This is a genomic window from Oceanobacillus polygoni (genome assembly GCF_008304605.1).
Classification (GTDB): domain Bacteria; phylum Bacillota; class Bacilli; order Bacillales; family Amphibacillaceae; genus Oceanobacillus; species Oceanobacillus polygoni.
Window position 1 is genome coordinate 18,343 of sequence record NZ_PIJY01000035.1, and the last position, 17,750, is coordinate 36,092.

The following is a 17,750-nucleotide window of genomic DNA, read 5'->3' on the forward strand; positions in this document are numbered from 1 at the left end:
TGGGAGAATGACGTAATGGAAAACTGGATTACAAGTATGATGGAGCAATTTGGCTATATCGGTATTTTTTTATTAATTATGGTGGAGAATCTATTCCCCCCAATTCCATCTGAGGTTATTTTAACATTTGGTGGGTTTATGACGACACACTCTGATTTGACGATTCTTGGAGTGGTAATTGCATCTACTGTCGGGTCTGTAGCAGGAGCGATTGTCCTTTATGGAGTAGGGTTTGTCATTAACGTAGATCGAATAGAAAAAATTGTAGACAGATGGGGCCATATTTTGCGACTGACTCGGGAGGATATCCATAAAGCAAATGATTGGTTTGCAAAGTATGGCGTATGGACCGTCTTCTTCTGTCGATTTATCCCTCTAATTAGAAGTTTAATCTCCCTTCCTGCAGGAATGGCGCGTATGAACTTTTGGGTATTTCTTGCATTAACTACGGTTGGAACGTTTATTTGGAACATTGTTCTTGTAAATATTGGTGCTGCAGTTGGCGATTCGTGGGAAACTATTGTTGGCTATATGGATATCTATTCCAATATTGTTTATGCTGTGCTTGCAGTATTATTCATTGTGTTGGTTTGGCTATTTATTAAGAGACGGTTTAAAAAGTAATTCTATTGAAATGTATAGAAGGTGGACGATTAAGAGACAACTCTTGAATCGTTCACCTTCTTTTATAACAGGAAACTATAAAATTTGAATGCTGTAGATAACATAGTAACCTAAACAGCCACGTCCAGCTCCAGCGCCCAACGACTAGCGAGACTTCCCTCACCTCCGTACGTCGCTAACCAGGCGCTTCCGCTTTTGTTATAAAAATCATTTGCAAGCGGATAGTTTTAAAGTCCGAATGCCTTTGCTAATAGTTGAATGGCTTTTCTTCGATTCGCAGCTCCTGGAAGATGCGGGACAATCGTTACTTCATCTGCTTGATAAAATTCTGCTAATTTAATAATTTCCTCTTTAACATAATGAGCATTTCCAACAATTACTCCCTTTCGGATCTGATCAATTTTTTGTTTCTCAAATGAGCTATAACGTCGCTTTTGTGCCGTTTGAACCGAGGGGAAATAAGGTGGGTTCTTTGCAGTTTCAAGTGACGCCATCCAAAGCTCGAAAGCCCCGGCGAAAGCTTCTGCTTCTTCTTTTGTTTCGCCAATAATTGTGAAAACAGCAATTGAAACAGTCGGCTTGTCATGAAAAGAGGAAGGTTTAAAGTTCTTGCGATAAGTAGAAATAATCTCTCTGCCAACCTCCGATGGCTTAAAGAAATGCGCATACGTATAGGCAGTGCCATGTTCTGCAGCAATCTTTGTACTCTTGCCACCGGAACCGAGCATCCAAATTTCAGGGAAGGTTTGGATAACAGGAGTTGCAACTAATTGGTGAAAACGATGCTCGGAATCTGGAGCATCGGTTAGATATTTTTGTATGTCTATTACTTGCTGCTCATAGCTCAGACGTTCATCTTTTTCCTCATTCAAAGCATGGTTTACAAGCCTGCCACCAGAGCTGTTGCCAATCCCAAGATCAATGCGTCCGGGATGAACTGCCTCAAGCATTCGAAAGGTTTCTGCAATTTTGTATGGGCTATAATGTGGCAGCATGACTCCAGCAGCACCAATTCGAATGGTAGTGGTAGAAGTAGCTAAATGCATCATAAGCATTTCTGGTGCGCTGCTAGCGATGGAGAGTGCTTGATGCTGCTCTGGTACTAAGAAACGCTTATAGCCGAGCTTGTCTGCTAGTTGTGCGAGCTCGGTCGTTTGTTTTAACGCTTCACTTGCATTTGCACCTTCATCAATGAGTGCATAATCGAGTATGTTTAATGTGACCATGGTTTGCTCATCCTTTCTTATCAAAATGGAGAAAGGGCATGATGAGAAGTGTCATGCCCAAAGTCATTGAAAAAAGTTGGCAGTTTGCAACATGATTATGCATTGCTTGGCAATACAACTGCGACTTCTTTTGTTGTTCTATTTCGTGTTTTTTGAAAAACAATAATTTCATAAGCATGAATACTTGTAAATTCGCCGATGATGTCATCCTTTTCGGAAGCGATATTGGATACCGCTCTTTTCCATTTTCCAGACGAGGGAAGCTGGAGATCAAATTTCTCCCTCGTTGGATTAATGTAAATAGAGAAGTCTTCTTTATCCCCTAAAAGGGTGAAGCCAAAAACAGGATAAGGTGCTTCGAGAACATGGAAGCGTTGTTGAATTTCTCTTTGAGACGTCATCCGAAAAACGGAATATCTTTTTCTTAACGCAATCAAAGCTTTAACAAATGCAATGTTTTCCTGTTCCTGCTCCCTCTTCTTCCAATCGAGCATATTAATTGAATCACCAGAAATATAGCTGTTTTCGTCACCTTGTTTGCTCCGGTACCATTCTTGACCAGCGTGAATAAATGGAACCCCCTGACTTAATAGAGTAATGCCTGTAGCTAATTGATGCATCTTTTTACGAGCATGATCATCAAGGTCAGGATTTGTTAAACGCAAACGGTCCCATAGTGTGTGGTTATCATGGCATTCTACATAGTTAATGGTTTGGTTAACGTCAGAAATAGAAGCATGATTGTTTGCATCTAGAGCAGCACCGGATAGCAAATGAGGCATTCTTTCTAGAAATCGTCCCGCACCATTGATATAACCATTATCCTGCTGTTCAAATAGATTTCCTTTCAATGAATCTCGAAAATAATCATTGAAAAAGCGAATTCCTTTTAACTGGTTCGCATTATTACTGGTTGCCTTTAAGCTGCTATCAAGCGCAGTTGGCAAATCCCATCCTTCTCCGAGTAGCATAACTAAAGTTTCTTCTTCCTGACATCGCTTTTCAATTTGCTGCATTGTCTCGATATCCATTACACCCATTAGGTCAAAGCGGAAGCCGTCCACCTGATATTCTGAAAGCATGAAATCAATTGTATCCAAGATAAATTTACGTACCATGCTTCTTTCCGAGGCAATATCGTTACCTACTCCAGTACCATTGCTTAAGCTACCGTCGGGGTGATAGCGGAAGTAATAGCCAGGAACAAGCTGTTCGAATGGCGACTCTTCCAAAACAAAGACGTGGTTAAATACAACATCTAGAATAACAGCGATTCCTTCCTGGTGAATTGCTTGAATCATTGCTTTTAGTTCATTGATTCGTGCGATCGGTCTGTCTGGTAAAACGGAATAGCTGCCTTCAGGCGTTTGAAAAAATAAAGGATCATATCCCCAATTATATGCATCATCAGGGTGGAGCTCATCGACACGTGCGAAGTCGTTAACTGGTAACAGTTGTACATGTGTACAACCTAATTCTTTTAGATAAGACAACCCTGTAGAGAACCCATTTTGGGTAATAGTTCCTATTTCCGCTAAGCCTAAAAACTTCCCGCGATTTTGAACCCCACTTTCTTGATCGATGGTTGCATCTCTAATATGCAGCTCATAAATAATGGCGTCCTGTAATTGTTGGATTGTCGGACGCTTATTGTTTATCGGCTGTTCTGTCCTTGAAAAGTCAACGACAACTGCTTTTTTACTATTGGCAAGCATTGCTTTAGCATATGGATCATTGACTCGCTCATTAGTTCCATTAACAGTAACTTCATATTCGTATGGTTGCCCATGCCAGTCACCCTTCAGTTCCAACTTCCAAACGCCTTTATCCAGCTTGTTTAAAAGGTGGGTGTCTTTATTTAAAATGACTTTGACGGAGGTGGCTGTGGGCGCCCAAACAGAAAATACAGTGGAGACTGGACCGCAAATGGCTCCTAATGGTTGATCAATCGCAGCATAGTGCTTGTCAAACCATTCTGTTCGTACAATTGCTCGAGGATAAACAGGTATTTCTGTTTCTCCACAGTGAAGAAATAGCTCCTCACCAAGGGGAATTTCCTCAGCAAGATCTAATTGTACAGTGGATTCGTTTATATTTCTTATTTGCTTTATTGTAAAAACTTTATTTTCTGCTTCCCAAAACAAGTAAAGTTCTTTCATGTCATTGTTAAATAAAGATCGTATATGTTTATCGCTGATGGTCAGCGTACGAATGTTATCAATCCAAGCAACTTGTTTTTTCACAAAAAGCATCTCCTCTTCCAATGCATTTCACTTCTATTAGTATATGTTATATCCACTTTTTCGGGAATTTACCTTTAATCAAGTAATTCTAAAGAATTCTTTACTAACTTTACCACAATTATACATAAACATACGTAGATAGACATATTCACGTTGCTTCGACAGGATGTGACATTTTTATATGGAAAGTGTCGAAGGAATTTTCTGATAACTATCTTGAAATATCATAGGATTGTATCTATAATGATGATTATTGTTATAAAAAAACTAATTTATTATTAGATATATGAAGATCGAGTTTTCTAAGAAGGAGGCCCTTTTTTGAACTACAACATTTCAAAACAGGATATCTATTTATTTCACCAAGGTACAAATTATGAAAGTTATAAAATGATGGGCTGCCATTTCATTGAATGGGAAGGGGAAGAGGGATATCGATTTGCTGTATGGGCGCCAAACGCGAAGCGAATTCATATCGTTGGAGACTTTAATCAATGGAATGGAGAAAGCCACCCATTAAAACGGTTGACAGAGCAAGGGGTTTGGGTAGGCTTTTTCACCGACGTTAAAGGCGACTTACCTTATAAATATGAAATCATTACATCAGATAACCGAACTTTATTAAAATCAGATCCTTACGCATTTCAATCTGAACTTCGACCAAATACAGCATCATTAACTCCAGAAAAAGAATCCAATTATACGTGGAATGATAACGCGTGGAAGCAAAACAAGCAATCCTTTGATCCATACACATCTCCTATTTCGATATATGAAGTACATCTTGGTTCGTGGAAAAAGCAAGATTCCGGTGAATTTTATACGTACATAGAGCTGGCTACGGAATTGATCCCTTATGTTAAGTCGCTTGGCTATACCCATATTGAATTATTACCACTTGCAGAGCACCCATTTGATTTGTCTTGGGGCTATCAAATTACAGGCTATTACGCGGTTACCTCCCGTTATGGCTCCCGTAATGACTTTAAGTATTTTGTGGATGAGTGCCACAAACATCAGATTGGCATCATTATGGATTGGGTTCCAGGTCACTTTTGTAAGGATGATTTTGCCTTACGGAGGTTTGATGGAGAACCGCTATATGAATATGCAGATCCGCTGAAGGCTGAGAAAAAGACTTGGGGTACATTGGCATTTGATTTTGGGCGTCCCGAGGTTCAGAGTTTTCTCGTTTCTAATGCATTATTTTGGTTGGAGGAATACCATATCGATGGGATCCGTGTCGATGCAGTTGCAAGTATGTTGTATTTAAATTTTGATCGACAGGATGGAGAGGAACGAATAGAGAATTCTTACGGTGGTGAAGAAAACTTAGAAGCATATGCGTTTATTCGCAAATTGAATGAGGTTATTTTCTCTTATGAGCCACAAACATTAATGATGGCTGAAGACAGCTCGGACTTGCCCCTTGTAACAGCACCGACATATTCAGGTGGGCTCGGCTTTAACTTTAAGTGGAATATGGGCTGGATGAATGACATGTTAATGTATATGAAAAAAGATCCGATTCATCGGAAGTGGCACCATAATTTGCTTACATTTTCATTTATGTACACGCATTCTGAGAACTTCCTTTTACCGCTCTCACACGATGAGGTTGTTCATGGAAAAAAATCATTACTGGATAAAATGCCAGGAGACATGTGGCAGCAATTTGCTAACTTGAGGCTGTTATATGGATACATGATGGCACACCCAGGAAAAAAACTCCTATTTATGGGGGGAGAGCTAGCCCAATATGCGGAATGGAAGGATAAAGAGCAATTAGACTGGCATTTATTAGATTATCCACTCCATCAAGGGATTTTCCAATATGTAAAAGCATTAAATCAGTTTTATAAACGTTATCCTGAGCTTTATGAACTGGATCATGATCCAAATGGGTTTGAATGGGTTGATCCGCATAATGTAGACCAGAGCATTGTTGCGTTCAGGCGAAAGGGGAAGAAGCAAGATCAAGAACTAATTATCGTCTGCAACTTTACCCCTGCAATTTGCTACGACTATAAGGTTGGTGTTCCACTTCCAGGAACCTATCAGGAAGTATTTAATTCTGATCAAGAAGAATTTGGTGGATCAAACCAGTTGAACGAGGATAAGCATTTTAGTTTTCCAGAAAAGTGGCATGGGTTACCACAGCATATCAAGATAAAAGTTCCGCCATTGGCTGTCGCAATATTCAAATATAATCAGGTTGTCGAGGAGGCGTTGTAATGAAAGAATGTGTTGGAATGTTATTGGCTGGAGGAGAAGGGAAACGTTTAGGGGAATTAACGCATCATCTTGCAAAACCTGCTGTCCCTTTTGGTGGGAAGTACCGTATCATTGATTTCACCTTGAGTAATTGTACCAATTCAGGTATTTCAACATTAGGAGTGTTGACACAGTATTCGCCGCTCGAACTGAATAAGCATATTGGTAATGGAAAGCCGTGGGATATAGATAAACAAAGTGGTGTAACCGTACTTTCTCCGTATACCGCAAAAACTGGTGGTGACTGGTATTCAGGAACGGCGGATGCAATTTACCAAAATATACATTTTATTAATCAATTTGATCCGGAATATGTGCTTGTCATTTCGGGTGATCATATTTATCAAATGGATTATCAGAAAATGCTTGAACAGCATAAAGAAACGAATGCAGATGCGACTATTTCAGTTATTGAAGTTCCATGGGATGATGCATCTCGATTTGGAATTCTAAATGTTTCAGATAATCTTCGAATTTTTGAGTTTGAAGAAAAGCCGAAGAACCCACAAAGTAACCTAGCATCGATGGGCATTTATATATTTACATGGAGTAAATTGAAGGCATATTTACTAGAGGATGCGCAAAACAAAGTGTCCAGCCATGACTTCGGAAAGGATCTTATTCCAGCTATGCTCGATGATACACAGCGTTTATTTGCATACCGATTTAACGGCTATTGGAAGGATGTAGGCACGATACAAAGTTATTGGGAAGCAAATATGGACCTGCTTGATGAAAATCTTGGCCTCATATCCAACCATAAAAAATGGAGGGTTTATACGCAAGATTCGAATTTACCACCACAATATATAGGTCGAACAGCAACTGTTAGCAATTCGCTGATTAATTCTGGATGCTTTATTCACGGAACTATAGAAAACTCCATTTTGTTTAAAAATGTGCGAGTGGAGCAAGGGAGTACGGTTCGTCAATCCATTATCCATCCGGGAGTAAGAATTGGTGAGAATTGTAAGCTCAATCGTGTCATTGTTATGGAAAATACGGTTGTTCCAGAAGGAACTACAATAGAAATAGATGAATTTCAAGAACCATTTGTAATTAACCAGGAAACTTTAGGTGGCATGCTGACACCAGCTGGGGGAGAAAGTAAATGAAAAAGATGATTGGACTAATTAATTTGGATCATGAATACCATGTATTTAATGAGTTGACATATTTTCGGAATAGCGCATCAATTCCTTTTGGCGGACGTTACCGGATGATTGATTTTACATTGTCTAATATGGTGAATTCGAATATTAATGAGGTCGCCATTTTTGCACGCAATAAATACCGCTCTTTATTAGACCACTTAGGTACAGGGGAAAATTGGGATTTGGATCGAAGAAATGGAGGATTATTTATCCTTCCACCAGACTGGAATGACCCTTCTGACAGATCACAAGGGGATTTGCGATTCTTTCATAATAATCGTGACTATTTCCATCGTAGTCAATCTGACTATGTATTAATCAGTGGTAGCCAGTTTGTGTCAAATTCCGACTATAAAGATGCATTTAAGTATCATTTGGAGCAAGAAGCAGATGTGACTTTAATTACTACGGATGTAAAACAATTATTACCTGAGCATTACCCATACTTTCGTGTTGAAGCAAATCAAAAAGGGCAGGTAACGGAAATTACGAATGATCAATCCAATTCAGAACTATTTACGGGCGTCTATATTATTAACAAAGATTTATTAATGAAATTAGTAGATGAATGTATTGCTTACCACAAAGATAATTTCTTTGTATGCGGTGTGAAGGATAAGCTTGCTGATTTAAAGATACAGCGATATGAGCATTCCGGATATAGTGCTTTTATTAACTCAATCGAGAGTTTTTATCGACAGAATATGAATTTATTAGAAGAGGATAATTATCGTGATTTATTTTTTGGAAATAATTTAATCCGGACAAAAATCTCAAGTAATCCACCGGTCAAATATCGTAAAGGCTCTGAGGTAAAACATTCCTTGTTAGCCAATGGATGTGTAGTGGATGGAAGAGTGGAGGAAAGTATTCTATTTCGTGGGGTTTCCGTTCATCCAGGTGCTACGGTGAAAAACTCGATCATTATGCAACGATGCACGATTGAGGAAGGTGTTCACCTAGAGAATGTCATCCTTGATAAGGACGTCCATGTATCAAAAGGCCAAAAAATAATTGGCTCCAAAGAAAAACCATATGTCGTTGCCAAAAGACAGGTTATTTAAAAGGCAAAAGCGTAAGCACCCGGTAAGCGACGTACGGACTGGACTGAACCGTAGGAGATAAAGGAAACACGGCGACCGTAGGGAGTCGATGTTGACTTATCGTACGGAGGTGAGGGAAGTCTCGCTAGTCGCTGGGTGCTGGAGCTGGACGTAGGCAAAAGCGTAAGCACCCGGTAAGCGACGTCTACAGGACATACCGATTGTCCTGTAGCTATCTTATCGATTGGATAAGAGTTAGGGCTATTTTTACGTAAAGAAATTTTTAAAAATAAAAGGAAGGTGAGAAAAATGAGCAATATTTTATTTGTTGCCTCTGAATGTACCCCATTTATTAAAACTGGAGGATTAGCAGATGTGATGGGATCACTTCCACAAGCGCTGAAAAGGGAGGCAAAGCAAGAGGTCCGAGTGATATTACCATTATATGATGAAATGGATGATATATGGAAAGACCAAATGGAGTATCTGACAACCTTTGACGTGCAATTAGGCTGGCGAAAACAAGAAGCCCAACTATTTAAGTTAGAGTATGATCAAATTACGTATTATTTTATCGCCAATGACTATTATTTTACAAGGAAGGGAATTTACGGCTATTACGATGATGGAGAGCGATTTGTTTTCTTTAGTCATGCTGTTATAGAATCGTTAAGGCATCTTGATTATCGTCCAGAAGTGCTTCATGCACATGATTGGCAGGCGGGAATTACTGTGGCACTTGCCAATATTATGAAGCCAATTGAAGAGATGAAAACAATCTTTACGATTCACAACCTCAAATATCAAGGCGTTATGCCTCTACATATATTTGATGATTTCTTCAATCTTAGGAGAGAGCATATCGCTGGGATGGAATGGGATGGAATGCTCAATTGTCTAAAGAGCGCCTTGTTCCATGCGGATAAAATTACGACCGTGAGTCCAAGCTATGCAGAGGAGATTAAGGATCCTTACTATGGTGAAGGTATTCACACGATACTGCAGGAAAGGTCAGATGATCTTATTGGTGTACTCAATGGGATTGATACAAAAGAATACAATCCATCAACAGATCCGAATCTGTTTGTGAATTATCGATCAGCACGATCAAAGAAAAGACAAAATCGAATCAAACTCGAAGAAGAAATCAGCCTTCCCTATAAAGATGGTACCCCATTGTACATTATTATTACCAGGCTAGTAGAACAAAAGGGGCTTTATCTTGTCCAGCATATTTTAGATGAATTTTTGGAGGAGGATGTGCATTTTGTCGTATTAGGAACTGGAGATCCAGAATTTGAAATCTATTTTGCAGATCTGGCTAATCGTTACCCGGATAAAGTAAAAGCGATTCTATCCTTTGATGAAGGGCTTGCTCGAAGACTTTATGCGAGTGCGGACTTTTTTATGATGCCATCTAAATTTGAACCATGTGGGTTATCACAGCTGATCGCTTTGCAGTATAAGACAGTTCCAATAGTTAGAGAGACTGGTGGACTTAAGGACTCGGTTTCATCTTATAATGAATGGACTGGTGAAGGAAATGGTTTTAGCTTTATGAATTATAATGCACATGACCTTTTAAATGTTTTACACTACTCGTTAACCATTTATGGGAATACAACAGAGTGGCAGAATTTATTGAAAAACGTAAATAAAAGTCAATTCAGCTGGAAAGAATCAGCACATCAATATGCTGAAATTTATGCGAATCTCGTGCCGGAATCAATTTTGGGATAGGGGGATGTTTCCTTGACGCAGTTAACGGTAGATACATTGAAACAGGAAATTTTAAGGAAGCTTATTTCCGATAAGGGAAGAGAAGTTAAGGAAGCGACATCCAAGGATATCTATTATGTGCTTGCATCGATTGTCAATGAAGAGATAAAACAGCAGTGGTTTCAGACGCGCAAAAACTATCGAGACGGCAAGAATAAAGAAGTCTATTATTTATCAATGGAATTTTTGATTGGCAGAATGCTTGCAAGTAATCTCTTAAATTGCGGCATGCTTGATACAGCGAAGGAAGCTTTGCGAGAGCTTGGCTTTGAGCCAGAAGATATTTTTTCAGAAGAGCATGATGCTGCATTAGGAAATGGCGGCTTAGGTCGTCTTGCTGCATGTTTCTTAGATTCATTGGCATCGTTAAACTTTCCAGGTCATGGTTACGGGATTCGTTATCGGTATGGATTATTTGAACAGCGGATTATCCATGGGAACCAGGTTGAACTGCCAGACTATTGGTTGAAAAACCCATATCCGTGGGAAACGAGGAATGAGGAAGAAGCGGTTGTTATTCAATTCCATGGTGATGTACATATGTTTAAGAAAAATGATGGCTCACTTGAATTTGAATACCGAAACACAGATAAGGTGATGGCTGTTCCGTACGATATTCCAATCGTTGGTTATGAAAATGATACAGTTAATACGCTACGATTGTGGAGTGCAGAAGTTATTCATCAAAATAATGGTGATGGTTTACTGGAAGCGAGCAAGGAATATTATCATGATCTAGATCATCAGCATTCCATTGAACAAATTTCAGGATTTTTATATCCAGATGATTCTAGTTATGAGGGGAAAGAGCTACGTTTAAAGCAACAATATTTTCTAGTGTCATCCAGTATTCAGAACATCTTAAAGCACTTTAAACAAAATCATCACTTGCCACTTAGTCGTTTAGCGGAAAAAGTGGTCATCCAAATAAATGATACGCACCCAAGCTTAGCGATTCCAGAATTAATGCGAATTTTAATGGATGATGAGGGATTTAGCTGGGATAATGCGTGGGCGGTAACAACAAATGTGTTTGCTTATACGAATCATACGACATTGAGTGAGGCTTTAGAAACGTGGTCGGAAGAGATGATGCAAAATCTCTTACCACGAATTTATATGATTATCGATGAAATCAATGAAAGGTTTTGTAAAGGAATCTGGTTTGACCATGAAGAGTTAAGGGATTCTATTTCTGAATTAGCGGTAATTGCGCATGGGCGCGTCCATATGGCACGACTTGCAATTGTTGGCAGTTTTAGCGTCAATGGTGTAGCACGCATTCATACGGAGATTTTAAAGAAAAAGGAAATGCGAAATTTCTATACCTTGTACCCAGAGAAGTTTAACAATAAGACGAATGGCATTACGCATCGTCGTTGGTTATTGCAGGCGAATCCCAAGCTTGCCGATTTGATAACAGACGTTATTGGTCCACAATGGGTGAAACGACCGAAGCAGCTGATCAGCTTGTTAAAGTACTCGAATGATAGTGCTTTGGTGGATAAATTCGATCAGGTAAAGCACGAGAATAAGAAAGTGTTAGCGAATTATATTCATCAGCATTTAGGAATAACGGTGGATGAGCGATCGATTTTCGATGTACAAATCAAAAGGCTTCACGAATATAAGCGTCAGCTGTTAAATATTTTCCATGTTATTTATTTATATAATGAACTGAAAGATAACCCGAATCAGGATATTACGCCGCGAACATTTATTTTTGGGGCAAAAGCAGCTCCAAGCTACCATTTGGCGAAGGAAGTTATAAAATTAATTAATACGGTAGCATCAATCGTTAATTATGACCCAGACGTAAGGGATCGATTAAAAGTTATTTTCTTGGAGAACTATAATGTTAGCTTAGCGGAAAAGATTATCCCAGCTGCTGATATTAGTGAACAGATTTCAACTGCGAGTAAGGAAGCATCTGGAACTGGGAACATGAAGATGATGATGAACGGCGCCTTGACACTTGGCACGATGGACGGAGCGAACATTGAAATCCATGATTTAGTCGGTGATCAGAATATGTTCATTTTTGGACTGACAGCCGATGAAGTGCTGCATTATTATCAGCATGGTGGCTATCATGCAAGAGATCTATATAATACGGACGATCGGATCAAACGAGTTTTAGATCAGTTGAATCAAGGAGAGTTCGGTGTGCATAATATCGAATTTAAGGATATTTATTACAATATTCTATACCACAATGATCCGTATTTTGTGCTTAAGGACTTTGAACCATACTTAGAGGCACATGAGCTTATTGAACGGGCCTACCGGAACCGGAATACGTGGTTGAATATGAGTGTCACAAATATTGCCTACTCAGGGAAATTTTCTAGTGATCAGACAGTTCAGGAGTATGCAACAGAAATCTGGAAAATTAAAAAGGTATAGAGAAACCGGGCTTAGGTGCCCGGTTTTCGTTTTACTATGTCTCGCTATACCTAGAACACGATCCAAATAATCTAGCAAGCGATGGATTAGCTTTATGCTTCCACGTTGACGGAGTTATTGTTTAGTACTGCATCATCAACCAATTGCTCGACCGTTTCAGCTGTGTATCCAAGCTCTGTTAAGATTTCTTTATTATGCTGACCAAGAAGTGGAGCAGGCTTCACAAGTTGTCCAGGTGTTTCGGAAAATTTGGCAGGGAATCCAAGTGTTTTCATGGAACCACCAATGGGATGTTCGTAATCCAAAATCATGTCACGTGACTTGATCTGTTCGTTATTTAATGTTTGATCATAGGATAAGATTGGTCCAGATGGAATACCGTGTGTATCTAACAGGTCTAGCCAATAGTCACTCGATTCGGTCGTTAGAACCTGTTCCATTTCCGCTTCGAGCTCTGCTACATTTTCTGCACGTATGCTGTTCGTTAAAAAGCGTTGTTCTTCTATCCATTCTGGCTTTTTCAAAACATGACGACATAAATTTTCCCATAGCTTTTGGTTTCCAGCTCCGATTAAGATAAATCCATCTTTCGTCTTAAAGCCTTGATAAGGCGCAGATACGCGGTGTGCGGTTCCGTTCCGACGTGCAACCTCACCTTTACCAAAGTAAGCAGCAGCCTCCCAAACCGTCCAGGCAAGTCCCGAGTCGACGAGTGAAATGTCAATGTACTGACCTTTACCACCTTTTAAACGGTGAATGTAGGCGGTGAGTATCGATTGAATGGCGGTTTCAGCTGCAGCAATATCATGAATCGCAATTCCAACCTTAGCAGGATTTCCTGACTTTTCGCCAGTCATATCGATTAAACCAGAAAGACCCTGAGCCATAATATCAAATCCGCCCTTATTGCGATACGGGCCAGTTTGTCCATAACCAGAGATGGAACAGTAGATAAGATTTGGATTAATCTCTTTTAATGTATCATAATCAATGCTAAGTTTTTTCGTTACACCGGGACGATAGTTTTCAACAAACACGTCTGCATCCTTAATGAGATCGTATAAAACATTTAGTCCTGCTTCGGTTTTTAAATTTACACACATGCCTCTTTTATTTCGGTTGACCATCATGTACATATAACTTTCTTCATTGATATATGGTCCCATTGAGCGTGTGTCATCGCCAACTGGATACTTCTCTACCTTTATAACATCGGCACCCATGTCACCTAATACCATTGTGCAATATGGTCCTGCTAAAACCTGAGATAAGTCAACTACTTTCATGCCTTTTAATGCTTGTTCCATTGGATGCCACTCCTTAAGTTTGTTTTTCTGTCGTTGCTAGCTTTTTACGATATGAATATTACGAGCTGCCTGTACATTAGCTGCTCCAGAAAGTGCGAGTGAGACCTTTGTTTCTTGAATGAAGTTTTCGAGTACTTTTTCGACACCAGTTTGTCCAGCGATGGCTAGCCCATATACGTAAGGTCTTCCGTATAATACCGCATCGGCACCTAAGGCGAGTGCTTTGACAACATCAGCCCCGCGACGAATTCCACTATCAAGCAAAACAGGGATTTCTCTACCTACTTCTTTTGCAACCGCTGGAAGCGCATCGATACTGGAGATAACTCCGTCCAGCTGACGACCACCGTGATTGGAAACAATAATACCGTCAACACCACTTTCGATCGCAAGTCGAGCATCAGATGGATGTAAGACACCTTTTAATAAAATTGGAAGGGATGTGCGCTTTTTCAACTCGGCTACATGCTTCCAATTGAGTGTGGGATGATAAATATTTTGTAATATCTCTTGAATAACAGAGTCGTGATCATCATGTGCAAGTGTAGATAGGAAGACGTTATCCGTTATATAATTTGCCTTTCCATAACCTTCTCTAAGAGGTGAGAAACGGTTTCGCATATCCTCTTCTCGCCAGCCAAACATAAATGTGTCAATCGTCAAGACAATCGCTTCATAGCCTGCTTCTTCCGCACGTTTAACCATGCTGTAGGAGATGTTTTCGTTATTTGACCAATAGAGTTGAAACCATTTTGGACTATTGCCAGAGGCTACAGCTACTTCCTCAATAGAGTAGCTAGATACTGTGCTTTGGATATATGGAACGTGGTATTTTGCGGCAGCTTTTGATACGGCAATTTCAGCATCCTCATGTGTTATTTTTAGCATTCCAACAGGTGCAAGTAGAAATGGGTGTGCATATGTACGGCCAAATAGTTCGATGCTCGTATCTACGACGGACACATCATTCAAATATTTAGGTACTATTGAATATTTGTCAAAGCTAGCGATGTTTTTTCTTAATGTTTCCTCACCACCTGCTCCAGAACGAGTGTACCCGAATGCAGCAGTATCAATTTTTTCTTTTGCAGCAGCTTCTAATTCCTCTGCACTGAAAGGGAATACTTCAGATGAAACGATGTTTTCGATAAATGAATCATTCTTTTGTCCTGTTGTCATGCGTGCTCACACCTTTATAAGAAATTTGGCTTTCTTTTTTCTAAGAATGCTTGGATACCTTCCGTATAATCATCCGAGCTATATGATTCGAGTATGAGATCTGAAATAGCATCCGTTTCTGCATTTTCTCCATCGATAATAGCTTGAATGACTCGCTTAATGCCGGAGTTTGCTACCGGAGATTTTTTTAGGATTTGTTTGGCAAATGTCAATACGTCCTCCTCAATTTTTTCATGAGTACATACATAGTCAATTAAGCCAATTTCTTTTCCTTCTTCTGCGGTAATCAGCTTTGCTGTATACAGCAATTCTTTTGTTTTCGAAGGACCAATTAAATTAAATAGTCGTTTCGTACTTGTCAGATTATAAACAATGCCGATGTTTGCAGCAGTGATTCCTAATTTGCTTTCTGATGTTGCAAATCGGAAATCGCATGCATTAGCAAGCTCTAGTCCACCGCCAATAGCAAGGGTTTGGATCATAGCAATTGTCGGCCTAGGAAAACGATATAACTTTTCAATTGCCCCAAGTGCAAAATCATTATATGATTTTGCCTTTTCCGCATGCAAACGAACTTCTAGAAACTCCGTAATATCAGCACCTGCAGAGAAGGCTGTTTCATCAACACCACGGACAATAAGAAGCTTTATAGCGTTATCCAGTTTGAGTTCATCCAGTAATTCTTCTAATCGTCGAAACATAGCGAGTGAAAAACAGTTCTTTTTTTCAGGTCGGTTGATGATAATGGATGCAATCGCACCATCCTTTTCAATATAAAGCTCATTTGACATGCAAAAAACCTCCTATACTAGTCTTTTTTCAAACGTGCTGCCAGCCTGTTTCCAAGGGATTGTATTCCTTGAACGAGTATAATTAGAATAAAGACAGTAGCATACATGACATCTACTTCATATCGTAAATGTCCAAAACGATATGCAAGGTCTCCAAGTCCGCCTGCTCCGACGAGACCAGCCATTGCGGTAGCTCCAATTAGACTGACCGTTGCGATCGTTAAGCCTAAAATAATCGATGGGCGTGCTTCTCGCAGCATCACATTCCAGATAATTTGTCTTGTTTTAACTCCCATTGCTTTATAAGCTTCAATTACACCATTATCAACCTCTAGCAAAGAAGTTTCTAATAATCTAGCAATATATGGTGCGGTGTAAATAACGAGCGGGACGATGACACCTTGAACACCAATCGTTGTTCCTACCAGGAATTTTGTAAATGGTAAAATAAAGAACAATAGAATAATAAATGGAATCGAACGGACTACATTTATTACTAAATTGAGTAGTTGGTAGATGACTTTATTTGCCAGTGCTTGACCGGGACGTGTAAGTACTACGAGAATTCCTAATGGAACTCCAATTAATATTGCAAAAAATAGCGAAATGATTACCATCTGGAATGTTTCAATAACAGACTCCCCGATAATAGGTAACCAATTTTGGATAAATGCTTCCATGTTATTCTCCCTCCACTTCTTCTGTTGTGACACCTTGATTGTTTAGGAATTCCAAGGATGCATGGATTTGTTCTTGTTCACCAACGAGATGGATGACTAAATTTCCAACAATGTCGTTTTTTAGCTCCATAATGTTTGCAGTGAGTATATTTGGCTCCACGCCAAACTTTTGGCTTACCTGTGAAAGTAAAGGCTGACCCGTGTTCTCACCAATAAATGTAAGTCTAGTTACGGTACCATTCAACTTTAATTGGGAAATAAGTGATACTGATAATTTACGTTGGGAAATGGTATCTAAGAATTTCTTCGTCGTATGTTTACGAGGATTTGTGAACAGCTCAATTGCAGAGCTTTGTTCGATGATTTCACCATTTTCAAGTACGTACACATAATCACAAATTTTCTGTATGACATTCATTTCATGGGTAATGAGTAAAATTGTAATCCCGAGCTCTTCATTAATCTTTAGAAGGAGGTCGAGAATCGAATTTGTTGTTTCCGGATCAAGTGCACTTGTCGCTTCATCGCTGAGCAGTATTTCTGGTTCTTGTGATAATGCTCTAGCAATGGCTACCCGTTGTTTTTGTCCACCAGATAGTTGGGACGGGTAGCTGTTTTGCTTATCGGACAAATCAACAATCTTTAAGTATTTTTCAACACGTTTTTTCACTTCTTGTTTATCATAACCGAGAAGTTTTAACGGAGTTGCAATATTGTCATAAACAGTAGCAGTTTTTAATAGATTGAAGTGCTGAAAAATCATCCCGACCTTTTGTCGTGTTTGTCGCAGTTTTTCTGGTGATAGGGTGGTCAATTCAGTTCCGTTGATTGACACGCTTCCACTAGTCGGCTTTTCGAGTAAATTGACAAGTCTAATTAATGTGCTTTTTCCAGCTCCACTATAGCCAATAACACCGTGGATTTCTCCCTTTTTCACATGAAGGTTAACATTATTTACAGCTGTTACGTTCCCATTTTTAGATGGGAAAACTTTCGTGATGTTCTCTAATTTAATCATCTAACCTACAGTCCTTTCGAAAAAGA

13 protein-coding genes are annotated in these 17,750 nt (G+C 39.4%); 6 read left to right on the forward strand and 7 right to left on the reverse strand.

What is annotated here, in order from left to right; translation table 11 throughout:
• Positions 1-15 precede the first annotated feature (15 nt).
• Positions 16-624 carry a DedA family protein gene (locus tag F1560_RS17635; protein WP_149475960.1) on the forward strand — a complete coding sequence of 203 codons (609 nt, stop codon included), beginning with the start codon at positions 16-18 and terminating at the stop codon, positions 622-624.
• Positions 625-851: 227 nt separating this feature from the next.
• Here the strand turns inward: F1560_RS17635 and F1560_RS17640 are convergent, their stop codons facing one another.
• The gene (locus F1560_RS17640) at positions 852-1,850 is read right to left on the reverse strand and encodes an LLM class flavin-dependent oxidoreductase (protein WP_149475961.1); all 999 of its coding nucleotides are present in this window, start codon (positions 1,848-1,850) and stop codon (positions 852-854) included.
• Positions 1,851-1,945: 95 nt separating this feature from the next.
• Positions 1,946-4,093, reverse strand: coding sequence for a type I pullulanase (pulA, locus tag F1560_RS17645; RefSeq protein WP_149475962.1), 2,148 nt, complete (start codon positions 4,091-4,093; stop codon positions 1,946-1,948).
• Between the two features lie 321 nt (positions 4,094-4,414).
• Between pulA and glgB the strand changes: the two genes are divergently transcribed.
• The 5 genes from glgB (at position 4,415) to F1560_RS17670 (ending at position 12,749) form a co-directional block, all read left to right on the forward strand.
• A complete protein-coding gene (gene glgB, locus F1560_RS17650) occupies positions 4,415-6,328 on the forward strand; it encodes a 1,4-alpha-glucan branching protein GlgB (protein WP_149475963.1) in 1,914 nt (637 codons plus the stop codon).
• Entirely contained in the window at positions 6,328-7,482 is a 1,155-nt protein-coding gene (locus F1560_RS17655) for a glucose-1-phosphate adenylyltransferase (protein ID WP_149475964.1), read from the forward strand. The genes glgB and F1560_RS17655 overlap by 1 nt, the downstream gene beginning before the upstream one ends.
• Entirely contained in the window at positions 7,479-8,585 is a 1,107-nt protein-coding gene (glgD, locus tag F1560_RS17660; protein WP_149475965.1) for a glucose-1-phosphate adenylyltransferase subunit GlgD, read from the forward strand. The genes F1560_RS17655 and glgD overlap by 4 nt, the downstream gene beginning before the upstream one ends.
• A gap of 288 nt (positions 8,586-8,873) precedes the next feature.
• The gene (glgA, locus tag F1560_RS17665; protein ID WP_149475966.1) at positions 8,874-10,304 is read left to right on the forward strand and encodes a glycogen synthase GlgA; all 1,431 of its coding nucleotides are present in this window, start codon (positions 8,874-8,876) and stop codon (positions 10,302-10,304) included.
• A 12-nt stretch (positions 10,305-10,316) separates the two neighbouring features.
• Positions 10,317-12,749 carry a glycogen/starch/alpha-glucan phosphorylase gene (locus F1560_RS17670; RefSeq protein ID WP_149475967.1) on the forward strand — a complete coding sequence of 811 codons (2,433 nt, stop codon included), beginning with the start codon at positions 10,317-10,319 and terminating at the stop codon, positions 12,747-12,749.
• Positions 12,750-12,841: 92 nt separating this feature from the next.
• Here F1560_RS17670 and F1560_RS17675 read toward each other — a convergent pair whose 3' ends face one another.
• Genes F1560_RS17675 through F1560_RS17695 form a run of 5 tightly spaced genes read right to left on the reverse strand, consistent with a single transcriptional unit; the run spans position 12,842 to position 17,724 of the window.
• Entirely contained in the window at positions 12,842-14,056 is a 1,215-nt protein-coding gene (locus F1560_RS17675) for a CaiB/BaiF CoA transferase family protein (protein WP_149475968.1), read from the reverse strand.
• Between the two features lie 36 nt (positions 14,057-14,092).
• The gene (locus F1560_RS17680) at positions 14,093-15,235 is read right to left on the reverse strand and encodes an alpha-hydroxy-acid oxidizing protein (protein ID WP_149475969.1); all 1,143 of its coding nucleotides are present in this window, start codon (positions 15,233-15,235) and stop codon (positions 14,093-14,095) included.
• A 14-nt stretch (positions 15,236-15,249) separates the two neighbouring features.
• Complete coding sequence (locus F1560_RS17685; protein ID WP_149475970.1) at positions 15,250-16,026, reverse strand: enoyl-CoA hydratase/isomerase family protein; 777 nt, start codon at positions 16,024-16,026, stop codon at positions 15,250-15,252.
• Between the two features lie 17 nt (positions 16,027-16,043).
• Positions 16,044-16,706, reverse strand: a complete 663-nt coding sequence (locus F1560_RS17690; RefSeq protein ID WP_149475971.1) for a methionine ABC transporter permease — start codon at positions 16,704-16,706, stop codon at positions 16,044-16,046.
• A gap of 1 nt (position 16,707) precedes the next feature.
• Entirely contained in the window at positions 16,708-17,724 is a 1,017-nt protein-coding gene (locus F1560_RS17695; protein WP_149475972.1) for a methionine ABC transporter ATP-binding protein, read from the reverse strand.
• Between the last annotated feature and the right edge of the window lie 26 nt (positions 17,725-17,750).